Raw genomic sequence first — 26,922 nt, forward strand, 5'->3', positions numbered from 1 at the left:
CTAATAATGATATATATGAGCGCTTGTGTGGGGTGATTTTATATCTTAATAAATTAAAGTTTCATTTTATCTAATAATGATTTGCCATTGTCATAAAGCATATGAATTTTTGAGTCAATTGTAATTAAATCTGTAGATTCAAATTCATTCGCTAACATTGAGACTACTTGGTCCGTTGTGTAAGGTGCATCAGAACCATATACAATTTTATTTTTATCAACCATTTCTAATAGAGTAGGTAATTGATATGGTAAAACCTTACCGGCCAAATCGAAGTAAAGTTCTTTCATTACTTGTTCTAAATCATCAGGTTGCTTCTCTGATCCAAACATCTTGTTGCCCATCGCTACGCGTTGTGCGATTATAGGGAGTAAAGCACCACAATGAGGTACAATCCACTTAATATTCGGATACTTACTAAATACATTCTTTTGACTCATATAAATAATTGTACGAGTTGTATCAAAGATAAATTCCATAAGTGGCGGAGGTACTTCTTCGCTCATCGCTTTAATAGCTGGCTTGGGTTCATTCGGATGAATGGCTACAGTTGCTTGACGTTCATTTAATCTTTCAAATATCGGCGCTAAACGCTCATCACCTAAATATACGCCACGTGCATTCGTTGGTAACGTGAACCCTAACGCATGCTGTTCATCTAATGCTTTATCTATAAATTGAACACTCTGATCGACTAAGGGCAGGGGTAATGTTGCGAAGAAACCAATACGTTCGCTATGTTCCTGCACGATATTTGAAGCATAGTCGTTCACTTCTTCAGCAAGTTTTAACATCTCGTCATCAGGTGCAACGCTAATGTGCGGGCTCGAAATCGATAATACACCATATTCAATATCTTGTTTCTTCATTAATTCTAAATATGATTCTACTGAAAATGGGGGCGTCTTAACGCCGTCACCTTCACCATTAAAATAGTCATCAAGAAATTGGCTATAACCAGGTGAAATGTAATGTGCATGTAAATCTATCTTCTTCATTGAGCAAACTTCCTTTATAGAAATAACTGATTTTAAATATTTTGTATAATGTTGCGATATTTTAAAACTAGGCAGCAGTTCTGTATATAAGAGTAAACGTTACTTATTTATTTTGAGTATGGTTTATAACTCTAATGTTTCTCTTCTTCATCATCTTTCTCAGTTAACCATTTATCTAATTGGCGATAGTATTTATTAACTTCATCAGGTCTATCTATACCTGGTAAGTCATGGTTAACATCATACCCTAGTTCATTGAGCGCATATGATAAACAAGCATAACTTTCTCGGTATTCACTAAATTCTGAGTTAGGTAAATTAATAGTCGTTGGAATGACAGGAGTTAATTTATCTTTTTCATAAATACAACTTAAATTAGAAATATACCAAACGTCATCATTGTCTTTTTCAAGACAGTAGATAATTTTAGTGTCTGAATCCAATTGCATTTCTACGTTTTTAATATCTACTCGAAACTGGATTGTTGCTTGCATAATTGCTACAGCACGATGGTTATTAATCCACATTTGTGTATTATAAATTTGATGTGGCGCGTATCGATTCATTGCTTCAGAGGAGGATACAAATTCTTCTCCAGTACCATTAAACCAAGAAATGCTCACATGTGAGTCTTTAGCGAAACAAGTTCTCATGCTATCCCATAAGGCATTATCGCGACAAAAACGTTCGAATTGAATTAATTCTAAAATGTTTTCTTTATCTAACAAAGTTTCTTGAGTATAAGGTTTATTTCTTTCAAATAACATTTAATAAACTCCCTTTAATACTTTAAGCTAAGATTAGTTCCAGATTTTGAGTAATACTTCTGCGAATCCTTCAGGCTTTTGTACATAACCTAAGTGACCACCAAGGATATCTACAATATTAATTCCCGTTTCATCTTTAATATAGAAGTTAACTTCTTGAGGGAAAGAACCTTTGGAATCAGTCCCATTAAGTAATGTGATGATATCTTTATGCTGATTTAAATCTTCTAAAGAGATATCAGATTCTGTATATTGGCGGATTTCATATTTAAACCAACCTAACATTTCTTCAAAACGTTTTTTACTCTCTGCATCATCTTCTGCTTGAGCAGGTTTAGACATTGATTGTGCATCAATAGAACTAATATTTAATGCTTCACCGAAAAGTTTCATAGCTTGAGGCATGCCTTCATTCACAGCAATATCAATAATTTCAGCATTCTTATCTTGCCAATATTTAGCATTCGGTAAGAATGTATTAATCGGTGGTTCATGAAATGCAATTTGCTTCACAACATCAGGATGTTCTTTTAGGACATGCATTGCAACGATAGCACCTGAACTTGAGCCTAAAACATATACGGGTTCGTCACTTAATGACTTAGCTAATTCAGCAATATCTTGTGCATCACGTTTCACGCGATAACGACTCTCTGGGTTAGATACTTCCTCTGGTAATGATTCAGTTAATTCACTTTGTCCATATCCTCGACGATCTACAGCTACAACTGTAAATTTTTCTTGTAATTGTTTAGCTAGTGGCATGTAGATATCACCAGTTCCATTCGCACCAGGGATTAAAATAAGAACTGGTCCATTGCCAACTTTATGATAACGTAATTTTGCGCCTTGCAATTCTAATGTTTCCATCATTGAAACCTCCATTTAAATATTTTTCGTATTAAAGAAAAGACACACTTATATATTTCGTGTAAGTGTTACTCAAGACCTAATAATTTAGCTCCGTTTTTATAGCTGATTTTTTCTTTTTCCTCTTCAGTTAAATCTAATTCGTCTAAGAATGTACCCAATTTTTCAGGTTCAACATAAGGGTAATCTGCTGAATATAAAATTCTGTCGACGCCAACTTCTGCTTTCACTAAATCAAATTGTGGTTTAGTTAACATTCCACTTGGCGTAATATAGAAGTTATTTTTGAAATAATAACTAATAGGATGTTCTAGATGGTCAGCAAATAAAATATCATCCATACGTTCTAAGAAGAATGGAACAAATTCGCCCCAGTGACCGATGATCATGTTGAGGTTAGGGTGACGGTCAAATACACCTGATAGCACAAGGTGAATGGCATGAATACCTACATCTACGTGCCAACCATAACCGAAGCAAGCAAATGTAGCTGCTGTGACATCTGAGTAGTTACCTTTGTAATAAGCTTGGTAGACATCGCTTTGAACTGGAGAAGGATGTAAGTAAATAGGGTCATTTAAATCTTCAGCTACAGCAAAGATGCCATCATATTCATCTTGGTCTAGGAAGCCACTCTTAGGATGTCCCATAATTAATGCGCCTTTAAAACCTAATTCTTTTACACATCGTTTAAATTCTTCTTCTGCTGCTTTAGGTTCATTAATTGGTAATGTAGCAAATCCTACAAATCGATCTGGGTGTTCATTGATATATTGTGCTAACGTATCATTTGCTTTTTTGCATAATTCGATTGCACGTTCGCCTTCAAGATTAGAAGGGGCACCATTTCCATAAGATAATACTTGCATTTCAACGTCATGTTTATCCATGAATTGAATACGTGCATCATGATGTTTGATTTCATCTGCATCAGTAAAACCAGATTTTTCTTCAAGGCCTTTTAACATCGTTTGCATAGGTACACCTTTAGGATAAGATGTCATATGTTTCATTGTTTCTTTTTGTATATCCTCAACAACATAATGTTCTTCAAAGTTTATACTTTTCATTGTGTATTTCCTCCCTAAGATAATAAATATCTTAATAACTAATTATATATGTGTAATTTTCATTGATTTCATTGAAAATTTTCCCGTTAAACATGAGTCCAAACTTGTTAATGATTTACCACGACATTGTGCCATTACCATCAATAAATGTTCCTGTAGGACCATTTTTATCAATAGTAGCAAGTTTTACGATAGGTTTTACACCTTCTGAAGCAGGTTTAGAGTTGTTACTGAAATCACCAACTAAATCAGTATTAGTAGAACCTGGATCTGCTGCATTAATTTGAATGTGTGGTAAGCCTTTAGCATACTGTACAGTCATCATTGTGACCGCTGATTTAGAAGAACAATACGCAAGTGAATTAACTTGCGATTCAGCAGTATCTGGGTTTGTAACCATTCCAAATGAACCCAATCCGCTACTCACATTTACAACTACAGGCTGCTCTGATTTCTCTAATAATGGAATAAAGGTATTCATCATGCGTACAATACCAAAAACATTTGTGTTATATACCTTTTCGACGTCTTTAGCAGTAAAATCAGCGACTTTAGCGAATCCTCCTGAAATACCGGCATTGTTTATAAGTACATCAACACGGCCTTCTTTATTTGAAATAGTTTCAAAGGCTTGTTGAACTGATTTATCATCACTTACATCTAGTTGAACATAGTCAACGCCTAATTCTTTTGAAGCTTGTTGACCACGTTCTTCATTTCTAGATCCTATATAAACCTTGTAGCCTTTCGCTTTTAATTCTTTAGCTGTCTCATAACCTAAACCTTTATTTCCGCCAGTAATTAGTGTAACTTTTACCATTCATGAACACCTCAATTAATTTAAATATAGTTTTATTAAGTTATCTCTTATTTCATTATTTGAAAGTTGTCTTTTATTTTTTTGAATTTCATAAGCTTTAGTAGAAAGTGATTTTAATAACATATCAGTTTTAAATATGGCCCAAGAATCATCCTCGCCATCTTTAAATAAATCATAGTAAAAATTAAATAAATCAGAGAAAAATTGGCTTTGATGAAATTGAGACTTACTATTACTTTCCTCAATACAGTTTAATAAATCACTATTTTCATATTTAAATGTCAAAAAAACATCTAGGGAGTGTTCCATCTTCTCTTCTTTAGAATTAGATGAAGCAGCTACATCATTCATTTTTTGAATAATTTCATCGAAATCATGCTCGATAATGTGATAACACAAATCGCTTTTATCCTTAAAATGCCGATAAAGTGTTCCCATACCGATACCAAGTTCTTTAGAAATTCTATTCATACTGATTGTCTCAACGCCGTATTGTTTAAATAGTTCGATCGCTTTATTCTCGATACGTTGACGGTTTAGAAGAGCATCTTTACGCAATGTATTCACCTACTTAATGAGCTAATGTTGACAAACGGATAACGATCCGTTTATTATAAATCTCACTTACTTGGAATTCAAATATAATGCTAATTAAAAAATAAGATGAAAGTGGGACACTATAATATGTCACTAAATAAAGAGCAAAGACGTATCACTGCTATAGAATTACGAGAACATTTCCATAATTCAAATTTAAATATTGAAGACATAGCAAATAAAATGAGTATTTCGGTTGAAGAAGTGGAAAAGGTATTAAACATGAATGCTCCTAGCGGTTTCTTTGGTAATCAGTTACAAAGATTTATCCATCGCGTTTGGGATGTTCGTGACATTATAAATTCAAATATTAAAGAAAATGGTCTAACACCTGAAGAATATACCTATTTAAAAGGCGAAAAAGAAGATTATTGGTTCTTACAATAGGAGAGATAAACATGAGTAAAAGTATATTAGTCATTGGTTCAACTGGTAAACAAGGAACTGCTGTTGTTAAACAATTATTGGAAGATGGTTGGCATGTGCGTGCGTTTACTAGAAATAAAAATAATGAAAAATTAACATCAATTCATAATGGTCAATTAGAGATTTTTGAGGGCGATTTGAGTGATAGAGAAAGCTTGACTCAAGCGATGGCTGATCAATATGGAGTATATAGCGTTCAGCCTATTATTCCAGACCATGTTGAAGAGGAATTAAAGCAAGGTGAACATATTATCGAAACTGCTGAAGAACAAGGAGTTAAGTATGTCGTTTATAGCACAGCGGGTGGTGTAAATCGTGATAGAACAGGTCCTCACTTTGAAGCATTAGCACAATTAGAAAATAAGATAAAAGCATCTCGTTTAGATTTTACAATTATTAAACCATCGTTTTTTATGGATAACTTCTTAAGAATCACTAAAGTTTCAGACGGAGAAATTAAAATCCCAGAATTTATCAACCCTGAAGTTAAATTTGCAATGACTTCTTCTATTGATATTGCTAAAATTGCGTCAGCACTTTTCAAAGATCCTAAAACATATAATCATCAAGATATAGAAATTGCTTCTGATGAGCTGACTCTAAATGAAGTAGTCAAAACTTTTGCAACCGTAACAGGTAAACCAACTGAAATTGAAGGCGAATTTACGAGTGGCACTGCTGAAAGAAGTTGGCTTGAAAATAAAGGTTATGTTATAGATTTTGTACAAATGGAACGTCTTAATCCCACGCGCTTAACACTTGATGAATGGATTACTCAAGCGGCATTTTAAACTTGAAATCGTCTAATTATAAATGAGAGGTGACATGTACGATGCATTCAATGTGGTTTAATCTAAATGTAAAAGATTTAGATCGTAGCGAACAGTTCTTTAAGTCTCTAGGATTTGAAATTAATAAAAATCCAGAAATGTTAGATAAAATGTTAGGTATTACAATTGGACAAAAGATTGTGATATTGATAGAAAATAATCACTTCGAGTCTGTATCACATCAAGATGTCGATTCAAGCCCTAATGAAGTGATGGTTTCGTTAGGTGTTAAAGAAAATAAAGACGTTGATGAATTATTAGCGAAAGTAGAACCTGCTGGTGGAACAATTATTGAAAAACCAGGTGTAAGACAAGGGTATTATGGAGCAATGTTTAAAGATCCTGATGGGCATAAGTTTAATTTTCTTGTTTGTTAAATAAGCGTGAAAAAATATATAAATAGGCACCGTGTATTCTCATTCAGTACATGGTGCCTTTTACTATATCTTTTGGTTTGATTTTAAAAAATGAAAACTTCTCACAATTTGTGAGGAATTGACGTGACTATGAAGAAAAATATCAACTTTCATCAGATACATATTGAAGTTGTTCGATTTACCATAAAACGGTGAATATTAATGAAATTGTTCAATTTGTTATAAATATTTATAATAAAGGAATTATTAGAGCTATTGGAATAGATAAAAAAGACAAATTATTCTAGTATTTGATTGTTTTTGATTGTTTGGGGTATTATATAACTTATAAGAATAAATGATTTGATTTTGAGAAAAATTGTTTATTAGATTAAAAAGGGGTATCTAATTTTACATATCGATTTCAGTCATAAATATACTCCATGAAATGGAGAAGGAAAGGTTATGGCAGATAAACTGCAAAGAGAATTAAGCAATAGGCATATCCAATTAATTGCAATTGGTGGTGCTATTGGTACAGGATTATTCCTGGGCGCAGGTGCTTCTATTCATTTAGCAGGACCATCCATATTACTTACTTATATTATAGTAGGTTTTATATTATTTATGTTTATGAGAGCGATGGGAGAGTTGCTCTTATCGAACTTAGGTTTCAAGTCATTTGGTGACATTGCCCATCATCATATAGGTTCAATGGCAGGATTTATGGTTGGTTGGACTTATTGGTTAACTTGGATTATTTCAGGTATGGCGGAAGTTACCGCTGTAGCCAAATACGTCGACTTCTGGTATCCAGACATGCCTAACTGGATTACTGCAGCAGCTACAATATTAGTATTAGTAGCATTGAATTTATTTAGTGCCAAATTATTTGGTGAACTTGAATTTTGGTTATCTATTATAAAAGTTATTACAATTTTAGCTTTAATTATTGTTGGTATTGTAATGGTAATCTTTGCTATGAAGACGGATTACGGTCCAGCGACGGTAACTAATATTTGGAAAGAAGGCGGCTTCTTCCCAAATGGTGCCTCAGGATTCTTTATGTCATTCCAAATGGCAATATTCTCATTTATTGGTATTGAATTGATAGGTATTACAGCAGGGGAAACTAAAAATCCTCATGAAACAATACCTCAAGCAATTAATAACGTACCATTCCGAATTTTAATCTTTTACATAGGTTCATTAGCAGTCATTATGTCAGTAGTTCCTTGGGACAAACTAGATCCTGCAGAAAGTCCTTATGTTAAATTATTCGGATTAATAGGAATTCCTTTTGCTGCTGGAATTATTAACTTTGTTGTATTAACTGCAGCGGCTTCATCATGTAACAGTGGTATATTTGCGAATAGCCGTACAATGTTTGGCTTAGCTGGAAGAAACCAAGGTCCACCGTTTTTACATAAAACAAACAAAAATGGCGTTCCATACAATGCAATTTTAGTTACTTGTGGATTATTAGGCATTGCAGTAATATTAAATGCGATTTTTAAAGATGCTACTAAAGTATTCGTTCAAATCACTACTTTCTCTACTGTGTTGAATATTTCAATTTGGGCAGTTATTATGGTAGCTTATATTGGATACTTAAAGCATAATCCTGAGCAACATAAAGAAAGTAATTATAGAATGCCTGGTGGTAAATACACGGCATATGGTATTTTAGTATTCTTTGCTTTCATTTTTGTTATTTTACTTATTAATAGTAGTACGCGATTAGCAGTTCTATTTATTCCAGTTTGGGTTCTAGTATTATTCTTGATGTATCAAAATTACAAAAAAGAATCTCGTAAAGCTGAAATTCCAACAGAAGATGATGCAGAAACTACAGAAGAATAATAGTTAAAAACACTTCCTCTATTACAGAGGGAGTGTTTTTTATACAAAAAATCCCTAAGAAAGAGTAAAAATAATATCTTTCTTAGGGAATCATTTATCTTAAATAATATTAACTTTAATTTTTCGATTGTCATTGATGATATATCTTAAGTTTTCTCTAAATTGTTTTGCTTCTGGAATATTCTGAATCGCATAGTCATGAAGCATATGACTTCCAATAAGTAAATTATGGCTAATTCCTTCAGAGTTTAAATTTACGAGATAACTTAATTACGTCAGGATAAAGTAATTCATGTGTTCCTACTGAAAGAGTGATGTGACCGAGATTGTTAAAGTCTCCATTAATTGGAGATACTTTATAATTGTCTAACTCATCACTTTCAGCCCATATTTTAGCAAATGTTTTAAGTCCTTCTTTACCAATCATACTATCAACTTTTTCGTAATGAGGTATTTCTGGATTTGTAAATGTGGCATCAACCACTGGTGATATAGTGATAATATGACCTGGTTGAGGTAAATTAATTTCATTAAGATACTGCGCGTAGCTTAACGCGATATTACCACCTGCAGAATCTCCCATAATGATAATTTGGTCGGATGAAGACACAGAATCTAAAAGATTACGATAAATTTGAGTCATTAAATCAAATGTTGCACGTTTGCCACTTTGAGGCACTTTGGGGTATATAGGTGCAATAACTTCTGCGTTGTAATCAGTAGCAAGTTGATCCATCATTTGATAATGCTCTTTGAATGGACCTGCGACCCAAGAACCACCATGCATATATAAAATCTTTAACTGATGTGGATCATTTTGATGATTAACATAGTACGTATGTGTACCATAATATTCTCGTATATCCACTCTATGATTAAATCTATATTTTGTAGCTTTGAAAGGTTTGCTATTTTCGATTTGAGCCATTTTAAGCATTTGATCAATCTTCTTCGGATTAATAAAGTATTGTTTGCCACGTGAAACATGATTGAATTTTTCTTTTAAAAAAGCTCTTATAACTACGCTTTTCAATTAATTTAGTATATAAGTAAGAGCTCACAATAGCTGCACCTGTTGTGGCACCAACAGAACATGCAATTTTTTTCCACATAACGTTACCTCCCTTGTGTCAATGATTGTAGTATATCTTCGTGTAAATATTAAATCATACGGTTTTCGCATAATTTGAAAATTTGTAAGATAATAGCAAAATAATTATCTAAATTTTCTGAAAACGTTATATACTATTACTCATAGTCTTGAGACGCGTGTATGAATATCATTAAATATCCCTCTAAGTTATTGCATCTAAGAATCATTTACTTGAATCATACTTTGCGAATCAAGACTTTGTCTTTATACATAATTATTACTCAGCACATTGGGAGGTTTAAGTCATGTCAGCTATTAGAAATATCGACGGACCAAAGGATTTTATTTTTAGAGTTTTATCAGGGGTAGCAATTGGAATTGTCGCAGGACTCGTTCCAAATGCGATTTTAGGAGAGATTTTTAAATATTTAATACAATATCAGCCTATTTTTAAAACTTTACTAGGAGTCGTGCAAGCCATCCAATTTACTGTACCGGCCCTTATCGGTGCACTTATTGCTATGAAATTTAATTTAACACCATTGGCAATTGCCGTGGTTGCTAGTGCTTCTTATGTTGGAAGCGGTGCAGCTCAATTTAAAAATGGTGTATGGATCATCGCAGGTATAGGGGACCTTATTAATACGATGATTACAGCTGCAATTGCAGTATTATTCATATTATTAATTGAAGAACGTGTAGGAAGTATGGCCCTTATAATCTTTCCGACAATTGTAGGCGACCTATCAGCAACAATAGGTATTTTTACATTACCTTATGTGAGATTAATTACTACAGGTATTGGAAATATGTTGAATAGCTTTACTGAATTACAGCCTGTTCTTATGAGTATGTTGATATCTATGGTATTTAGCTTTATTATTATATCGCCATTATCAACCGTCGCAATTGCAATGGCAATTGGCCTATCAGGTATTGCAGCTGGTTCGGCATCAATAGGTATAGCCGCTACAGAAGTTGTCCTTCTTATTGGTACGAGCCAAGTGAATCGCTTAGGCATTCCTTTATCAATTTTCTTTGGTGGCGTAAAAATGATGATGCCTAATATGGTCAAGTATCCTGTGATTATGGTACCAATACTTATCACAGCAGCATTATCAGGTATCGCATCAGGTATCATTGGTATTGGTGGAACAAAGGAATCAGCGGGCTTCGGATTTATAGGTATGGTAGGACCTATTAACGCTTTTAAATTTATGCATGTTGATTCAGTATGGTTAAGTCTGTTACTGATTATAGTTACGTTTTTTGTAGTGCCGTTTTTAATTGCTTGGATTTTAGATTTATTATTACGGAAAGTAATTCATCTATATCGTAATGATATATTTAAATTTATGGGATAGAGTAGAGTCTCTTCGATGTGTGATACATTGAGGAGATTTTTTCTGTGCTAAAATAAAAGTGTAAAATCGGATGTTTATTGTAATAAAAATATAGAGGGTGAAAACATGTCGCATCACATCGACACATTACAGTTGAAAGTGGAGCAGTTAAGTAGAAAGACCCATGAGTTAGGTATACCTGTCATGATCATTTTTGAAGGGATACCCGCGTCTGGTAAGACACGTTTGTCAAATGATTTATTACTTCAATTAGACGCGAAGTATACAAACTTTATCGCTACGAAATCTCCAGAAACATACGATTTAAGATATCAATTTTTACAAAAATATTGGAATACTCTGCCACAAAAAGGTTACATCAACATTTATTTTAGAAGCTGGTATTCACATTATCTTGATTATAAGGAAAATAAAATCAAACATCATCAATATGTTAATTATGATTCATTACTTAAACAAATTAGTAATTTCGAATCAATGTTGAAGAAAGATAATTATGAAATAATTAAGTTCTTTATAGAAATAAATGAAGAGAAACGTCAAGCTCATATTCAACAAACTAAAAGTAACCCGTTAATGAGATGGAAGGTTCAAGAATATGAGGAGGTAATATCCCAAGATGTTTATTTAAATGAAATGAGACGTATTATACACAATTGTAATGATTGGCAAGTCATTGATTATACGGTTAGAGAACAAGCAATAACAAACATGTATCTACATATAATAGAAAGATTAGAATATGCGCTTGAAAAATACCAAAAACATGAAGAATATATAGATGGAGAATTTAATAGTCATTTCTCAACGTCGTTATTTAATATTGAAGAATCTAAAATTAAGAAAAAAGATTACCAACATCAAATAGTAGAATTACAAATCCGTATGAGAGAAATTCAATTTGCGTTGTACAAACGTAAAATCCCTTAAGTTTTAGTATTTGAAGGTATGGATGCTGCAGGTAAGGGTGGGAATATTAAACGTATCAGAGAAAAGTTAGATCCGACTGGTTATGAAGTTAATGGAATCAGTGAGCCTACAGATGTTGAAAAGAATCATCATTATTTATGGAGATTCGCTACAAAAATGCCTAAATCAGGACACATCGAAATTTTTGATCGCAGTTGGTATGGAAGAATATTGGTGGAACGAGTCGAAGGATTTGCAGAGCATCATGAATGGAAACGCGCATATGATGAAATTAATCAGTTTGAGAGAATGTGGACGGATGAAGGTACCATAATTATCAAATTCTTTTTATGCTTAGATAAAGAAGAACAATTGCAACGTTTTAAAGATAGAGAACAAAATCCAAATAAGCAATGGAAAATTACAGACGAAGATTGGCGTAATAGAGAAAAATGGGATATGTATTTAGAAGCCAGTCAAGATATGATTAAGTATACGAATACGAAGTTAGCGCCATGGCATGTGATAAAAGCAGATCATAAAAAAACAAGTCGTCTCGAAGTTCTCAAAACGATTATTAAAAGATGCGAAGACGTTTTATAGATAAGAAAAAGTTGTATCAGAGGATGAATTTCAAGAATATTTCTTTGAAATTCATCTTTTTTACTTTTTTGTTGGGTCAAATTAGATTATAGAATTATTATGGTAGTGTAACAAAAATGAAATCTGTAATATTACAGACTATTTGAAAGTTGGGTCAAACCAACCTAAAAACTAATGTAAAACCACAAATACCAATGTAATTTTAAACAATTTTTAAGAAATTATATGTTACAAAGAGAAATGTTTTTGTTTCAAGATTACAAAATTAAACTCCTATTGTAATTTTTTGTAAGGAACGTGTAATATACAAACGAGATTTTTGTGGTATAGTGAATACCGTCAAAAGTTAACAAAAAACATTTTCAATGTAGCACAACGAAATCAAACACTTAGAATATAATTTACAAATTTTAATTTTAAAACATATTTGGAGGATTTTATATTATGAAAAAGACAGTTATCGCTTCATCATTAGCAGTATCTTTAGGAATTGCAGGTTATGCATTAACAGGTAACGAAGCTCACGCTTCTGAAACTACTAACGTAGATCAAGCTCACTTAGCTGATTTAGCTCAACACAACCCAGAACAATTAAACTCTAAACCAGTTCAAGCTGGTGCTTACGATATCCACTTCGTAAACAATGGTTTCCAATACAACTTCACTTCTAATGGTACTAACTGGTCATGGAACTATGCTCAAGTTGGTTCAACTACTCAAGCATCAGCTGATTACACTAAATCATACAGCCAAGAAAGTTCAAACCAATCAGTAAGTTCAAACCAACAATCAAGCAATACAAGTGTTAAAGCTGTTTCAGCTCCAACTACTTCAACACATAATTACAGCACTTCAACAACTTCATACTCAGCACCATCAAGCTCAGCTTCAACTGGTGGTTCTACTAAAGCTCAATTCTTAGCTGCTGGTGGTACTGAAGAATTATGGAACGCTATTGTAATGCCTGAATCAGGTGGTAACGTTAACGCTTCTAACGGTCAATACCATGGTTTAGGTCAAACTAACCAATCTTGGGGTTACGGTTCAGTATCTAACCAAACTAAAGGTATGATTAGCTACGCTAACAGTCGTTACGGTTCAATCAGTAACGCAATTTCTTTCCGTCAAGCTAACGGTTGGTGGTAAGATATAGTTTATAACTGGAAAGACAATTCGAGTTATAATCTTTGAGGATGACAATATGTCATCCTCTTTTTTTATGCAATTTTTTAGTAGTGTAGAATAACATGGCATTTGCGTTTCGCATCTGATATGAGAGGGAATATAATCGAATAACTATTTAAGGTTTTATTTGTAAATAGAAAGCTGTGAAAGTATGAAAGCTATTAAATCTATAACTCGCCTTATTATTTTGCACAGTTTATTTTGGTTTGTCGTTCAAATGTCTATTGCACATTTAGGTACACGTATCCCTAAATCATTTTTTGAAAAGTATTCATATTTATTTCGATCTTTTCAATGGGAAGAAAATGGTGAACTTTGGGATCATACTTTAAAGGTAAGTAAGTGGAAAAGATTGATACCTGAAGGTGCTCAAATTAATAAGGATATCTATGATAAAAGCAAGTTATCATTAAATATTGAAGAGACGCGTCGCTTATTATTGGAAATGAGACGTGCAGAATTGATACATTGGATTTCCATTTTACCTGTGTGGCTATTTGTAAAAGCTCCACGGTACATCAAAATGATTAACATTGCGTACGTACTGTTTAGCCATCTTCCAGTGATTGTAGCACAACGATATAATCGTCCAAGAATCGAACGTTTAATACGTATAATTGAAAAGCGAGGTAAGTAATATAACTCAATCCATCTTAGTTATTGGTGGTGGTTTAGGAGGGATATCCGCTGCTATTCGAATGGCTCAAAGTGGTTATAAAGTAACATTATTTGAGCAAAATAATCATATTGGGGGAAAGGTGAATCGTCTAGAAGAACAGGGTTTTGGCTTTGACTTAGGTCCATCTATTTTAACCATGCCATACATATTCGAGCGTCTTTTTAACTATAGCGGGAAAAATATGGCTGATTATATCGAAATTGAAAGATTGCCGTTACAATGGCGGAGTTTCTTTCCTGATGGTGAAATCATTGATCTATATGAAAATACTGAAGCAACTTTACTTAATAATTTGCAGTTAGGTCAAGAAGATAAGAAGGAACTCGACAATTATTTAAAATATACTAAGCGTATACATCGTTTTACTGAAAAGGGATATTTCAATTTTGGCTTAGATACGTTACGTGAAATTATAAAATATCATGGAACTTTTAAAGCATTGCGAGGTTTTGATTACTTTTCAACAATGCAACAAGCAATTCACCGTTATATTTCGAATCCAAAATTAAGAGATATGCTAGGTTACTTTATTAAGTATGTAGGTTCTTCTTCCTATGATGCACCTGCAGTTCTCTCAATGTTATTTCATATGCAACAAGAACAAGGATTATGGTATGTCAAAGGTGGAATTCATAAATTAGCACTGGCGCTAAAACAATTGGCTATTGAAGAAGGCGTGGACATACAAATGGGTGTTGCTGTTGAAAATATTAAAACGTATCATCAACGCGTTACGAGCGTACGTTTAAGTAGTGGGAAGTATGTTGAAGCGAATTATATAATTTCGAATATGGAGGTCATCCCTACCTATAGAGAGTTGTTGCATTTTAATCAACAAAAAATTGACCAACTCGAAAGCACATATGAACCTGCAAGCTCAGGTTATGTATTACATTTAGGGGTAGACAAATCCTATTCTCAACTTGCTCATCATAATTTCTTTTTCTCAAAGGACTCTAAGAAGAACTATGATGAAATATTCCATCAAAAGGTATTACCTCAAGATCCGACAATCTATTTAGTGAATGTTAATAAAACGGATGAACAACAAGCGTCACAAGGATATGAAAATATTAAAGTCTTACCACATATACCCTATATTCAAGATAAACCATTTAAAAAAGAAGAATATGCAGCGTTTAAAGAACGTGTGCTAACGAAATTAGAACGAATGGGACTGACTGATTTGAGAGCGCATATTATATTTGAAGATATTTGGACGCCTGAGGATATCCGACATAATTATCGTTCAAATAGAGGAGCTATATATGGTATAGTCGCAGATAAGAAGAAAAATAAAGGGTTTAAATTTCCTAAGCAAAGTGAGTACTTTGACAATCTCTTCTTTGTGGGAGGCTCTGTAAATCCAGGTGGAGGTATGCCAATGGTAACGTTAAGTGGCATGCAAGTTGCAGACAAAATTAATGCTATTGAAGCGGGAAGGAGTTAGAAAGAATTGAAACTTATACAACTCCTTTTATCATTAGCATCTGTTATTTCATTAATTTGTGGAAAATTTATATATAATAGAAGACATACATTATCTCGCTCGAAACATAGTACTATTCATAGCAATGAATTAACAGTTATTATACCAGCTAGAGATGAAGCTCAAAGGTTACCAAACTTGTTAAGATCTTTGACTAAGCAACGTGGCATCTATGAAATTATAGTTATGGACGATGCGTCTCAAGATGGGACGAGTGAGGTTGCCAAAGCTTATGGAGCAACTGTTTATGAAACTAAAGAAGATAGCCAATGGTATGATAAATCTCATGCGTGCTATCAAGGAGCCCAACATGTTCAAACGCCATTAATGATGTTTGTTGATGCAGATGTCATCTTTAATAGTCATGCTATTGAGGCGATATTAAATTCATTTGCTCAGCAAGGGAATCAAGGACTATTAAGTATTCAACCTTACCATGAGACTTTTAAATTTTATGAGAGTCTTTCGGCTATCTTTAATTTAATGACGATTGTCGGAATGAATCGATTTTCAAGTTTAGCGAGTAAATCTAATGATTATACGGCTTTTGGGCCTGTCACAATAATGAATAAAGAGGATTACTTTAAAACAGGTGGTCATAAAAATGCACGCAACACTATTATAGAAGGCTTTGCATTAGGAGAGGCATTTAGTCAATCTAACTTGCCAATTACGGTATACGAAGGTAGTGAATATGTTAAGTTTCGCATGTATGAAGAAGGACTTCGCTCACTTATACAAGGATGGACAAAGCATTTTTCAGTAGGAGCCAATCAAACTGAACCTCAAGTAATGTTGGCGATTATTATGTGGTTAATGGGCTCACTCACATCAACAATGGCTTTACTACTTGGATGGATTGCTAAACCGATATCGCTAATATTTTCCGGAATTGTTTATATTTTATATACATGGGAATTTGTAAGTTTACATAGAAGAGTGGGTGCTTTTTCAATAATATTGCTCATTCTTCATCCAATTTTGTTTGTGTTCTTTATTATTATCTTCATAAACTCATGGCGACACGCTCATTTTTCAAAAAAGGTAAAATGGAAGGGTCGTACATTTGATATAAGTTGAATTTTATACTAGGCCATTAAATTATAGGAGGAATTCCATGACATCGAATGAAAAAAACTTTAAATACTGCCATCAAATTATGAAAGAACATTCTAAAAGTTTTTCTTATGCTTTTGATTATTTACCTGAAAATGAACGCAAAGCAGTATGGGCGATTTATGCAGTATGTCGAATTATAGATGACAGTATTGACGTACATGAAAATCCTCAAATACTTAAAAATATACACGACGATATTATAACTATCGAGAAAAATCATGACGTTGAAAACTACGAATTTAAAAGCAATCAAATGATTATGGAAGCTTTGTATACAGTTTCCCAAAATTTCACAATTGAATATCAATCTTTTTATAATCTCATTCAAACTGTATATGAAGATCAGGATTTTGAGATGTTTGAAACTGATGATGAATTATTAAACTATTGCTATGGCGTAGCAGGTACAGTGGGAGAAGTATTAACTCCTGTACTAGCAGAGCAACCTAACGAAGAAACGTATCGAATCGCGCGTAAACTAGGAGAAGCACTCCAAATAACCAATATTTTAAGAGACGTAGGTGAAGATTTTGAGAATGACAGAATTTACTTTAGTAAGTCGAGTTTGTCTCGATTTGATGTCTCTATTGAAAATGATTTTAACAATGGAGTGTCACAGCAATATATTGATTTATGGGAGCATCATGCGAAACTAGCTCAAGAAGACTATGATATTGCACTATCAAATCTTGGTGTTTTCAATAAAGAAGCGCAACCAATTATTGAATTAGCTTCAATTATTTACCGTGGCATATTAGATGAAGTGAGAAAAGCTTCCTATACATTACATCGTCGTGTCTACGTTTCTAAATTAGATAAGGTAAAAATGTATAAAACAATAAAAAAGAAATATCATTTATAGGTGGAATGTAGTATGAATATTGCTGTAATAGGAGCAGGCGTCACTGGATTAGCAGCGGCAGCAAGACTTGCTTCGCAAGGTAATAATGTAACAATTTTTGAAAAAAATGGGTATCCAGGTGGTCGAATGAGTCAATTCACAAAAGATGGCTTTACCTTTGACAAAGGTCCTTCTATCGTGATGATCCCGAGGTATACAAGGCAGTATTTGAAGAAAGCGGTAAGAAATTTGAAGACTACGTAGATATGGAACAATTGCGCTATATTTATGATGTTTACTTTGAGAAAAATGACAAAGTAAGAGTACCTACTGATTTAGCCGAACTTCAAGAAACGCTTGAAAGTATTGAACCAGGTACGACACATGGGTTTATGTCATTTTTAACTGATGTTTACAAGCGATATGAAATTGCGCGCTATCATTTTTTAGAGAAAACATATAGAAAGGTTACGGATTTCTATAATGTAGATTCGCTTATTAAAGGTTTGAAATTAAAAACATTAAACAATGCTGATAATTTAATAGAAAATTATATTGATAATGAACGAATACAAAAATTATTAGCATTTCAAATGTTATATATAGGAATTGATCCAAAACGCGGCCCCTCTTTATACTCAATTATTCCTATGGTAGAAATGATGTTTGGTGTTCACTTTATTAAGGGGGGCATGTATGGATTAACACGTGGACTTGTTAAATTAAATAAAGATTTAGATGTGAATATTCAATTAAATTCTAATATAGAAGAAATCATCATCGACCCTAAATATAAGCGTGCTGATGGCGTAAGGGTTAATGGTCTTGTGCAACGATTCGATAAAGTATTATGTACAGCAGATTTTCCTTATGCAGCGGAAAAATTGATGCCTTCACATTCACCCGTAAAAAAATATAAACCTAGTAAAATTGAAAAATTAGATTATTCTTGTTCTGCATTTTTAATGTATGTTGGTATTGATAAAGATGTGACTAGCGAGATGTTGCTACATAATGTCATTTTTTCCCAACAATTCCGACAAAACATAGGTGAAATATTTAACGGTTCATTATCTGAAGATCCATCTATTTACGTTTATGTGCCTGCAGTTGGAGATCGGAGTATGGCACCTGAAGGTCAAACCGGTATCTATGTTTTAATGCCTACGCCAGAATTAAAAACAGGTCATATTGATTGGAAAGATGAAAATGTGATTAAGAAAGTTAAAGATATTATCTATCGTCAATTAGAGACAATTGACGTATTAGAGGATGTAAAATCAAATGTTATATCTGAAACTGTTTATACACCAATCGATTTTGAAAATGATTATAATGCGAAGTTTGGTACAGCATTTGGTTTAATGCCGACATTAGCCCAAAGTAACTAATACAGACCTCCAAATGTTTTGAGAGATTACAAAGATTTATATTTTGCTGGAGCGAGTACACATCCTGGTGCCGGAGTACCTATTGTATTAACTAGCGCTAAAATTACTGTAAATGAAATGTTGAAAGATATAGACAATAATATTTAGTGAAAATTAGGAGTCATTCAATTTGAAAAAGAGTCCATAAATGTTTGAAAATAAATCATTCGTTTATGGATTTTTTATATATTTAGTGGGAATTTTTTTGCTGATTCATAATAATTACCGTTATTCTAGAATTAGGGAAAGGGAGATAATTAACTTCACTTATCTGAAGATTGTTAATATTGACATAATTAATCTTGTTGATAAAATTGATAATAATAAGAGGATTGAGATTTAATAAAGGGGGCTTATAATGGTAATTTCAAATAGACTTGCTACAATCCCTGATAGTTATTTCGGAAAGACAATGGGGCGTAAAGTTGAACATGGACCTCTTCCGCTTATTAATATGGCGGTAGGAATTCCCGATGGAGAAACACCTAAAGGTATTATTGACCATTTTTCTGAAGCGTTACGTATTCCTGAGAATCAAAAGTATGGTGCTTTTCACGGGAAAGAGTCTTTTAAAGAAGCCATTGTAAATTTTTATGAACGACAATATGGTGTCACACTTCATAAAGACGAAGAAGTTTGCATTTTATATGGCACTTAAAATGGTTTAGTTGCATTACCAACGTGTGTAGTCAATCCTGGCGAAACGGTGCTTTTACCAGATCCAGGATATACTGATTATTTAGCTGGCGTCATGTTAGCAGATGCTAACCCTGTACCCCTAGAACTAGAGCCACTAAATTATCTACCTGATTGAAATAAAATTGATCCACAAGTTTTAAAAGACACTAAATTAATTTATTTAACGTACCCTAATAATCCTACTGGTTCTACAGCTACACAATCCGTATTTGATGAAGCAGTACAACGATTTAAAGATACAGATACTAAAATTGTACATGACTTTGCATATAGTGCCTTTGGGTTTGATGATAAAAACCCAAGTATTCTTGCATCGGAACATGGTAAAGATGTCGCTATCGAAATCTTTTCCTTATCCAAAGGATATAATATGTCAGGATTTAGAGTCGGATTTGCTGTAGGAAATAAAGACATGATTCAAGCTTTGAAAAAGTATCAAACGCATACTAATGCTGGAATGTTTGGAGCATTACAAGATGCCGCCACGTATGCTTTAAATAATTATGATGATTTTTTGATACAACAAAATGAAACATTTAGACGAAGACGTGACACATTTGAAGCAAAACTTAAAGAAGCAAAATTACCATTTGTTCATACTAAAGGTGGCATCTATTCCTGGTTGCGTACGCCACCAGGGTATAATAGTGAACAATTTGAAACGTTTTTATTGCAAGAGAAATCCATTTTAGTAGCACCAGGGATACCTTTTGGGAAAAACGGCAATCATTATGTGCGTATTTCTCTTGCATTAGACGATAAGCAACTAGAAGAAGCTACAGAGAGATTAACAGACCTTGCCAACATGTACAATGGCTAAATGTTAATCAGAGGGGATGATTGAGAATGACTAAAATTAAAATTATGAGTGTTAGAGATGAGGATTTACCTTATATTGAAGAATGGTCTAAGCGTAATAATATAGAAGTTGATTTATCAAGAGAGCAACTAACAGAAGATAATGTCGAGACAGTTTCAGGTAGTGACGGTCTCTCATTATCTCAAACTTTACCTATCTCTGAAGAAATTTATAAGAAGTTAGAATCATTTGGGATAAAACAAATCGCTAAAAGAAGTGCTGGATTTGATGATTATGATTTAGACTTAGCGACTAAATATAATCTAATTATTTCCAATGTGCCGTCATATTCACCACGTAGTATTGCTGAATTTGCGGTTACTCAAGCTGTTAATGTCGTACGTCATTCAAATCGTATTCAAAATAAGATGCAAGAGTACGATTTTAGATGGGAACCATCGATTTTATCGCAGTCTGTGAGTGATTTGAAAGTTGCTGTAATTGGTACTGGACGTATAGGTAGTATTGTAGCTCAAATATTTGCCGAAGGATATCGTAGTGAAGTAGTAGCGTATGATCCATTTCCGAATGAAAATGTGGCTAAGTATGTAACTTACAAAGATACTTTGCAAGAAGCGATTGAAGAAGCGGATATTGTGACTGTGCATATTCCAGCTACAAAATATAATCATCATTTGTTTAATGAGGCTTTATTTAGTTACTTCAAAAAGGGCGCGGTATTCGTAAATTGTGCAAGAGGTTCTTTAGTTGATACTTAAGCACTGATATCGGCGTTAGACCAAGGGCGATTGAAGGGAGTTGCCTTAGATACTTATGAACATGAAGTAGGTGTATTTACAACAGACCGGCGCGGAGAAGATTTGAACGATGAATTATTAAACTCATTAATACAAAGGGAAGATATTATTATAACACCGCATATTGCTTTCTATACTGAAGCAGCAGTGGAGAATCTTATTGTTGATGCCTTAGATGCTGCTATGGATGTCATAAATACCGGAGATACTCGTCTGAGAGTGAATTAGTTAAAATGAGCTTTTATAAGAATAACACTAACTATGATTCAACAACATATAAAGGATGGAACAACAATGCAAATCACTATACTTGGTTTTAACATATTTGCCAAAGGGGGAACTTCTAGAAGTAATATCAATTTAATTAAAGCTTTTTTGAAAAATGAACATACAGTTAACTATTTTAATTATAAAAAATTCGATCAAGCACAGAAAGATTTACTAATCCAAGAGGAAGACTTAGCGAACAATTCAGTTGATATTTTTTATTTAAACAACTTAAAGCAATTAGCAAAAACTCAATTATTAATTATTACTAGAGAAGCATTTTTTAAGTATTCGAGATTAATTAAAAAATATAACCCCAAAATAAAAATTGTTGGAGAAATACATGGACCACTAAAGTACATTACTGAAGATATAGATCTTTCGTTAGATACAATTGACTGTGTGAGAGTAAGTACTAAAAGTATAAAATCGGATTTTATTAAAAGGTTTAATTATAAAAATGTTTTTAACCAATACGTGAATACTGAACACATTCCCATTGATAAAATTACCAAAAATACACATAAACATTTTTTAATTAAATCACGATTTGAGGATGAAGTTAAAGATATTTCGTACGCGATAAAATTATTTAATTACATAATAAAAAATAAAAATACGATAAATATCAGACTCAATATTATTGGTTATGGCCCTTCAGAAACATTATATAAAAACTTGGTTAACTACTATAATCTGAGTAAATACGTCTACATTAATGGGTACCAACCTCAGAATTATATATATATTTCTACATCCCCTTATGAAACGCTTGGTTATTCTATTATTGAATCGATTTTTAAAGGTAACAGAGCTTTGATATATGGTGGAGATGATGGACTTCTAAAAGAAATTTATCAATCATATCATTGTACTGAATTTTTAACTAAAGACATTGAAAAAGATAGTGAGATTTTATTAGCATTTGCACAAAAAAATTATAATGATAAAGAAAGAATAGAAGACTGTGAAATGCTACGAGAAAAATTTAATTACAAAAATTATGCCGAAACTTACTTAAAAAATATAGATATTGCTATTAATTCTAAGGAAGTTAGGTTTAATAGTAATTACAAACTCGCAGTAGCAAGAAAAAGTAAGTTGAAAAAGGATAAAAATGAAGTTACTTTAAAAGAAAGAGCTAGACAATGTTATCAATGTATAAGAAAAGTATTTCATGTTATACATAGACCATTTTATCTTAGAAAATTAAATAAAATTAAACCTAGTAAAAAATATGTATTTATAGAATGTTTTCATGGTAAATCATTTAGTGGTGATCCGAAATATATTGCACATGCAATTCGTCGTCTGTATCCTGAAAAAGAGATTTTCGTAAGTTCTGTCAATGCATTAGTCGACATGGAAATAAGAGAAAATGGGTTTATCCCAACAAGACTCTCAAGTGACGATTATGTTAATAAATTTCGTAGAAGTAAATATATATTTATAAATGGTAATGCGATTGATAAAGTGTATAAACATCGAAATCAGGTTTTTGTAGAAACTTGGCACGGTCTACCTATGAAGAAAATGGTTAATGATCTTAACAACAAGAAAGAACGTATGATTCAGTTGAAAAATTTTCTTCCTAGAATGAAAAAGTGGGACTATTTATTAGTTTCTTCAGATTTAAATAAGAAAGTATTTGAGTCTGCTTTCCAAACCTCTAAAAATCCTTAGTTAAACATCCTTAATTATGGTGCGCCTAGAAATACGTATTTATTAAAAAATAATACACTTGAAGAACAAAATAGAATTAAACTTAAATACCTATTTAAGTTATCTGATAAAAAGAAATATATCTTATACTGTCCAACATGGAGAAGAAACGAAAGGGAAACAATTACTAATATAGATATCGAGAAATTAATAGATTATTTGCCTACAGAGTATGATATTATTATTAAACTTCACCCAAATGAAGGGGCTCTACGTAAATGCTACAGTCATATCAATGAACGCTTGCATTGTTTCTTTAATGAATTAGTTGATATCCAAGAGTTATATTTAATCAGTGAATGTATTATAACCGATTATTCGTCAACCATTTTTGATTATGCGCATTTAAATAAACCAATTATATTATTGCAAGAAGATGAAGAGCTATACCAAAAAGAAACTGGCTACTACTTTAATATATTCGATTATGGTAGTTTTACTATAGGCAGTAAGAACGAAGAGCTGTTAGCTCAACAAATCGTGGAACATGAAAGTGTTGACTATTCCAGATTGATTAACTTATTAATGACTAACGATTCAACGGATAGTTGCGAAAAGATATTAAAAGAGATTTTTGAAATATAATAAAAAATATAAATGCCTCAGTAAGATTTTACCTATCTTTCTGAGGCATTTATATTAGTAACTATTTTGTATCATAGCCTTGATCTTCAATAGCATCTTTCATTTGTGTGATGTTCACTTTTGAATCATCAAATTCTACACGAACGTTATTTTCTTCTAAATTAACTTCGGCAGATTGTACACCGTTTAAGTTTGCTAATGCTGATTCAACTGAATCTTTGCAATGTTGGCAGCTCATACCTTCTACTTGAATTATTTCTTGAGTCATAAGACTTCACTCCTTAAACGATATCTTCATCTATATTATAATCTTAAAACGCTATTCCGATTAATGAAAGTAATGGTAATCGGGAATTTATAATTTTATCTTTTTAAGGCGCAGTGCGTTTGTCACTACGCTAACTGAACTCAATGCCATGGCTGCTCCGGCTATCCAAGGCGCAAGTAAACCTAAAGCGGCTATAGGAATACCTGCGACATTGTATCCAAATGCCCAAAATAAGTTTTGACGTATATTGCGAATTGTTGCTTTACTAGCTTTTATAGCTTTAGGGAGTAGTAGTAAATCACCACCAAGAATTGTAATATCTGCAGCCTCAATAGCTACTTCAGTACCTGTACCTATTGCAATTCCAATGTCAGCTTTAACTAAAGCAGGTGCATCATTGACTCCGTCGCCAACCATAGCAACATTTCGTCTTTCTTTTTGTAATAGAGCTATTTGTTCAGCTTTTTCTTCAGGTAACACATCAGAGATAACACGGTCTATACCTACTTCTTTAGCAATTGCTTGTGCCGTTTGTTTGTTGTCTCCAGTGAGCATGACTACTTCAATATTCATATTTTGTAAATGATTAATGGCTTGTTTTGCAGTATCTTTAACAGTATCAGCAACAGCAATGATACCTTTCAGTTCATGTTCAATTGCAATTACCATTGCAGTTTGACCATGTTGTTCATATTGAATTAATTTGTTATTGAGTTCTTGAGTTATATTGATGTCATAGTTATGCATTAACTTTCTGTTTCCAACTAAAATACGATGACCATTTATTGTCGCTTCAATACCCAGGCCAGGTACAGCTTTGAAAGTTTCGTTGCCTAAAAGTGTTAAGTTTTGATCTTTAGCATAATTGACGATGGCTTCAGCTAAAGGATGTTCAGATGCATTTTCAGCACTAGCTAACAGCTGAAGTGTATCTTGATCGCCAACATAATCTGTAACTTTTGGTTTACCATTAGTGATGGTACCTGTTTTATCTAATACAATAGTGTCTATATGGTGAGCTCGTTCTACAAATTCGCCGCCTTTGAATAAAATACCATTTTCAGCTGCACGACCAGTCCCTACCATAATAGATGTAGGCGTTGCTAAACCAAGTGCACAAGGACATGCAATGACTAGTACTGATATCGCAGCAAGCAACGCAGGTTCAAATTGACCAAAATGAATGAAAATAATCCAAATAATGAATGTAATCAATGAAATACCGACAACTACAGGTACGAAATAACCTGAAATGATGTCTGCTAATCTTTGAATTGGTGCTTTAGAACTTTGTGCGTCCTCAACAACTTTAATAATATTTGCTAATGCAGTGTCACTGCCCACTTTAGTAGCTTTTATGATCAAAGAACCATTTTTATTTAGTGTAGAGCCAATTACTGCATCTCCGATTGTCTTTTCAACTGGAATAGATTCACCAGTTAACATGGATTCATCGATGGAGGTGCTTCCTTTGATAATCTCACCGTCTACAGGAACCTTTTCACCAGGTTTAATTACTAAAGTATCTCCCACTATAACTTCATTAAGAGGAACCATCATCTCTTGATTATCTCTTAATACTCGAGCTTCTTTAGCTTGTAAACTTAATAATTCGCCCAATGCATTGGTAGTTTGAGATTTAGCACGTGCCTCTAAATACTTCCCAAATAGAATGAGCGTAATCAAAATAGCACTTGTTTCAAAATATAAGTGAGGTTCATTCACTTTATTTAGTAACCATCGGATCATTTCATAAATACTGTAAAAGTATGCCGCGCTTGTGCCGAGAGACACCAAAACATCCATGTTGGCAGAACCATTGCGTAGGTTCTTATAGGCACCTACATAAAATTGCCAACCTATAATAAATTGTACAGGTGTAGCTAGAATGAGTTGTATCCATGGATTCATTATAGTTTCTAGTAAATGAACAGGAAACACATGAATGAGCATTACAAGTAAAAGTGGTGCAGATAAGATTGCTGAAATTATTAATTTAGTTCGTTTTAATTTTAATTCTTGTTCTTTTCGTGATGACTTTTCTAAATTATTATTTGTGATTGGTTTGGCATCGTAACCTAATTTATGAATTCTTTGAATAAGTTGATCTGTATTCGTTGTACTAGGGTAAAATTCAATTAATGCTTGTTCAGTTGTCAAATTAACTGTTGCATTTTGAACGCCGTCCATTTTGTTAAGAACTTTCTCTATACGATTCGAGCAGGCTGCACATGTCATCCCAGTAATATCTAATTCTTGTTTTTCAGTTGCAACATCATAACCTAATTTCTTGATTTGTTCTACAAATGCTTCTGGTTGATATTCATCGGCATTATATTCAATTGTTGCCTTTTCAGTTGTTAGATTCACTTGAGCTGTAACATCGTCTAATCGATTTAATTTTTTCTCTATTCGGTTAGAGCACGCAGCACATGTCATTCCGGTAATATCCAAT

The 26,922-nt window shown here is 33.0% G+C and carries 20 protein-coding genes and 5 pseudogenes; 15 read left to right on the forward strand and 10 right to left on the reverse strand.

Annotation, left to right across the window (positions count from 1 at the left end):
• Positions 1–53 precede the first annotated feature (53 nt).
• The 6 genes from V6C74_RS01595 to V6C74_RS01620 all read right to left on the reverse strand — a co-directional run bounded on the left by V6C74_RS01595 (position 54) and on the right by V6C74_RS01620 (position 5,083).
• Positions 54–998 carry an amidohydrolase family protein gene (locus tag V6C74_RS01595; RefSeq protein ID WP_002454063.1) on the reverse strand — a complete coding sequence of 315 codons (945 nt, stop codon included), beginning with the start codon at positions 996–998 and terminating at the stop codon, positions 54–56.
• Positions 999–1,129: 131 nt separating this feature from the next.
• Positions 1,130–1,765, reverse strand: coding sequence for a nuclear transport factor 2 family protein (locus V6C74_RS01600; RefSeq protein ID WP_002454062.1), 636 nt, complete (start codon positions 1,763–1,765; stop codon positions 1,130–1,132).
• A 33-nt stretch (positions 1,766–1,798) separates the two neighbouring features.
• Positions 1,799–2,635: an alpha/beta hydrolase gene (locus V6C74_RS01605; RefSeq protein ID WP_002454061.1), complete on the reverse strand. Its 837-nt coding sequence runs from the start codon at positions 2,633–2,635 to the stop codon at positions 1,799–1,801.
• Between the two features lie 68 nt (positions 2,636–2,703).
• Positions 2,704–3,705, reverse strand: coding sequence for an amidohydrolase family protein (locus V6C74_RS01610; RefSeq protein WP_002454060.1), 1,002 nt, complete (start codon positions 3,703–3,705; stop codon positions 2,704–2,706).
• A 115-nt stretch (positions 3,706–3,820) separates the two neighbouring features.
• Complete coding sequence (locus tag V6C74_RS01615) at positions 3,821–4,525, reverse strand: SDR family NAD(P)-dependent oxidoreductase (protein ID WP_002454059.1); 705 nt, start codon at positions 4,523–4,525, stop codon at positions 3,821–3,823.
• 15 nt (positions 4,526–4,540) lie between these two features.
• Positions 4,541–5,083: a TetR/AcrR family transcriptional regulator gene (locus V6C74_RS01620; RefSeq protein WP_002432343.1), complete on the reverse strand. Its 543-nt coding sequence runs from the start codon at positions 5,081–5,083 to the stop codon at positions 4,541–4,543.
• A gap of 126 nt (positions 5,084–5,209) precedes the next feature.
• Between V6C74_RS01620 and V6C74_RS01625 the strand changes: the two genes are divergently transcribed.
• The 4 genes from V6C74_RS01625 (at position 5,210) to V6C74_RS01640 (ending at position 8,597) form a co-directional block, all read left to right on the forward strand.
• Positions 5,210–5,509 carry a DUF2316 family protein gene (locus V6C74_RS01625; protein WP_002454058.1) on the forward strand — a complete coding sequence of 100 codons (300 nt, stop codon included), beginning with the start codon at positions 5,210–5,212 and terminating at the stop codon, positions 5,507–5,509.
• An 11-nt stretch (positions 5,510–5,520) separates the two neighbouring features.
• A complete protein-coding gene (locus tag V6C74_RS01630) occupies positions 5,521–6,339 on the forward strand; it encodes an NmrA/HSCARG family protein (RefSeq protein WP_002454057.1) in 819 nt (272 codons plus the stop codon).
• A gap of 41 nt (positions 6,340–6,380) precedes the next feature.
• Positions 6,381–6,755, forward strand: coding sequence for a VOC family protein (locus V6C74_RS01635; protein WP_103175480.1), 375 nt, complete (start codon positions 6,381–6,383; stop codon positions 6,753–6,755).
• Positions 6,756–7,199: 444 nt separating this feature from the next.
• Positions 7,200–8,597: an amino acid permease gene (locus V6C74_RS01640; RefSeq protein ID WP_002454056.1), complete on the forward strand. Its 1,398-nt coding sequence runs from the start codon at positions 7,200–7,202 to the stop codon at positions 8,595–8,597.
• Positions 8,598–8,838: 241 nt separating this feature from the next.
• Here V6C74_RS01640 and V6C74_RS01645 read toward each other — a convergent pair whose 3' ends face one another.
• Positions 8,839–9,534: an alpha/beta hydrolase gene (locus V6C74_RS01645; protein ID WP_002454055.1), complete on the reverse strand. Its 696-nt coding sequence runs from the start codon at positions 9,532–9,534 to the stop codon at positions 8,839–8,841.
• A gap of 19 nt (positions 9,535–9,553) precedes the next feature.
• Entirely contained in the window at positions 9,554–9,709 is a 156-nt protein-coding gene (locus V6C74_RS01650) for a hypothetical protein (protein ID WP_016898567.1), read from the reverse strand.
• 286 nt (positions 9,710–9,995) lie between these two features.
• Between V6C74_RS01650 and V6C74_RS01655 the strand changes: the two genes are divergently transcribed.
• The 11 genes and pseudogenes from V6C74_RS01655 (at position 9,996) to V6C74_RS01705 (ending at position 24,199) form a co-directional block, all read left to right on the forward strand.
• Entirely contained in the window at positions 9,996–11,054 is a 1,059-nt protein-coding gene (locus tag V6C74_RS01655; RefSeq protein ID WP_002454054.1) for a PTS transporter subunit IIC, read from the forward strand.
• Positions 11,055–11,159: 105 nt separating this feature from the next.
• A pseudogene (locus tag V6C74_RS01660) lies at positions 11,160–12,566 on the forward strand (phosphate--AMP phosphotransferase).
• Positions 12,567–13,010: 444 nt separating this feature from the next.
• Complete coding sequence (locus V6C74_RS01665; RefSeq protein ID WP_002454051.1) at positions 13,011–13,712, forward strand: hypothetical protein; 702 nt, start codon at positions 13,011–13,013, stop codon at positions 13,710–13,712.
• Between the two features lie 190 nt (positions 13,713–13,902).
• Positions 13,903–14,388 carry a hypothetical protein gene (locus V6C74_RS01670; protein WP_002454050.1) on the forward strand — a complete coding sequence of 162 codons (486 nt, stop codon included), beginning with the start codon at positions 13,903–13,905 and terminating at the stop codon, positions 14,386–14,388.
• 1 nt (position 14,389) lies between these two features.
• The gene (locus tag V6C74_RS01675) at positions 14,390–15,880 is read left to right on the forward strand and encodes an NAD(P)/FAD-dependent oxidoreductase (RefSeq protein WP_029625750.1); all 1,491 of its coding nucleotides are present in this window, start codon (positions 14,390–14,392) and stop codon (positions 15,878–15,880) included.
• A gap of 6 nt (positions 15,881–15,886) precedes the next feature.
• Positions 15,887–16,999: a glycosyltransferase family 2 protein gene (locus V6C74_RS01680; RefSeq protein WP_103175481.1), complete on the forward strand. Its 1,113-nt coding sequence runs from the start codon at positions 15,887–15,889 to the stop codon at positions 16,997–16,999.
• Positions 17,000–17,036: 37 nt separating this feature from the next.
• A complete protein-coding gene (locus V6C74_RS01685; protein WP_002454047.1) occupies positions 17,037–17,900 on the forward strand; it encodes a phytoene/squalene synthase family protein in 864 nt (287 codons plus the stop codon).
• Positions 17,901–17,912: 12 nt separating this feature from the next.
• Positions 17,913–19,417: pseudogene (locus V6C74_RS01690) on the forward strand (phytoene desaturase family protein).
• 250 nt (positions 19,418–19,667) lie between these two features.
• Positions 19,668–20,828, forward strand: a pseudogene (locus V6C74_RS01695) (aminotransferase class I/II-fold pyridoxal phosphate-dependent enzyme).
• A gap of 26 nt (positions 20,829–20,854) precedes the next feature.
• A pseudogene (locus V6C74_RS01700) lies at positions 20,855–21,853 on the forward strand (D-lactate dehydrogenase).
• 66 nt (positions 21,854–21,919) lie between these two features.
• Positions 21,920–24,199, forward strand: a pseudogene (locus V6C74_RS01705) (CDP-glycerol glycerophosphotransferase family protein).
• Positions 24,200–24,260: 61 nt separating this feature from the next.
• Here the strand turns inward: V6C74_RS01705 and copZ are convergent.
• Entirely contained in the window at positions 24,261–24,467 is a 207-nt protein-coding gene (copZ, locus tag V6C74_RS01710) for a copper chaperone CopZ (protein WP_002454040.1), read from the reverse strand.
• An 87-nt stretch (positions 24,468–24,554) separates the two neighbouring features.
• On the reverse strand, positions 24,555–26,906 hold the full coding sequence (locus V6C74_RS01715) for a heavy metal translocating P-type ATPase (protein ID WP_229716977.1): 2,352 nt from the start codon (positions 26,904–26,906) through the stop codon (positions 24,555–24,557).
• Positions 26,907–26,922: the final 16 nt, after the last annotated feature.

The sequence above is a fragment of the Staphylococcus capitis subsp. capitis genome (assembly GCF_040739495.1).
GTDB lineage: Bacteria > Bacillota > Bacilli > Staphylococcales > Staphylococcaceae > Staphylococcus > Staphylococcus capitis.

What these genes read in the sequence shown, in the direction of transcription:
- V6C74_RS01600 (WP_002454062.1), bottom strand. Translation starts at nt 1,765, where the DNA reads ATGTTATTTGAAAGAAATAAACCTTATACTCAAGAAACTTTGTTAGAT.
- V6C74_RS01640 (WP_002454056.1), top strand. Translation starts at nt 7,200, where the DNA reads ATGGCAGATAAACTGCAAAGAGAATTAAGCAATAGGCATATCCAATTA.
- V6C74_RS01615 (WP_002454059.1), bottom strand. Translation starts at nt 4,525, where the DNA reads ATGGTAAAAGTTACACTAATTACTGGCGGAAATAAAGGTTTAGGTTAT.
- V6C74_RS01630 (WP_002454057.1), top strand. Translation starts at nt 5,521, where the DNA reads ATGAGTAAAAGTATATTAGTCATTGGTTCAACTGGTAAACAAGGAACT.
- V6C74_RS01655 (WP_002454054.1), top strand. Translation starts at nt 9,996, where the DNA reads ATGTCAGCTATTAGAAATATCGACGGACCAAAGGATTTTATTTTTAGA.
- V6C74_RS01645 (WP_002454055.1), bottom strand. Translation starts at nt 9,534, where the DNA reads ATGCTTAAAATGGCTCAAATCGAAAATAGCAAACCTTTCAAAGCTACA.
- copZ (WP_002454040.1), bottom strand. Translation starts at nt 24,467, where the DNA reads ATGACTCAAGAAATAATTCAAGTAGAAGGTATGAGCTGCCAACATTGC.
- V6C74_RS01610 (WP_002454060.1), bottom strand. Translation starts at nt 3,705, where the DNA reads ATGAAAAGTATAAACTTTGAAGAACATTATGTTGTTGAGGATATACAA.
- V6C74_RS01650 (WP_016898567.1), bottom strand. Translation starts at nt 9,709, where the DNA reads ATGTGGAAAAAAATTGCATGTTCTGTTGGTGCCACAACAGGTGCAGCT.
- V6C74_RS01595 (WP_002454063.1), bottom strand. Translation starts at nt 998, where the DNA reads ATGAAGAAGATAGATTTACATGCACATTACATTTCACCTGGTTATAGC.
- V6C74_RS01635 (WP_103175480.1), top strand. Translation starts at nt 6,381, where the DNA reads ATGCATTCAATGTGGTTTAATCTAAATGTAAAAGATTTAGATCGTAGC.
- V6C74_RS01670 (WP_002454050.1), top strand. Translation starts at nt 13,903, where the DNA reads ATGAAAGCTATTAAATCTATAACTCGCCTTATTATTTTGCACAGTTTA.
- V6C74_RS01605 (WP_002454061.1), bottom strand. Translation starts at nt 2,635, where the DNA reads ATGGAAACATTAGAATTGCAAGGCGCAAAATTACGTTATCATAAAGTT.
- V6C74_RS01715 (WP_229716977.1), bottom strand. Translation starts at nt 26,906, where the DNA reads ATGACATGTGCTGCGTGCTCTAACCGAATAGAGAAAAAATTAAATCGA.
- V6C74_RS01625 (WP_002454058.1), top strand. Translation starts at nt 5,210, where the DNA reads ATGTCACTAAATAAAGAGCAAAGACGTATCACTGCTATAGAATTACGA.
- V6C74_RS01665 (WP_002454051.1), top strand. Translation starts at nt 13,011, where the DNA reads ATGAAAAAGACAGTTATCGCTTCATCATTAGCAGTATCTTTAGGAATT.
- V6C74_RS01685 (WP_002454047.1), top strand. Translation starts at nt 17,037, where the DNA reads ATGACATCGAATGAAAAAAACTTTAAATACTGCCATCAAATTATGAAA.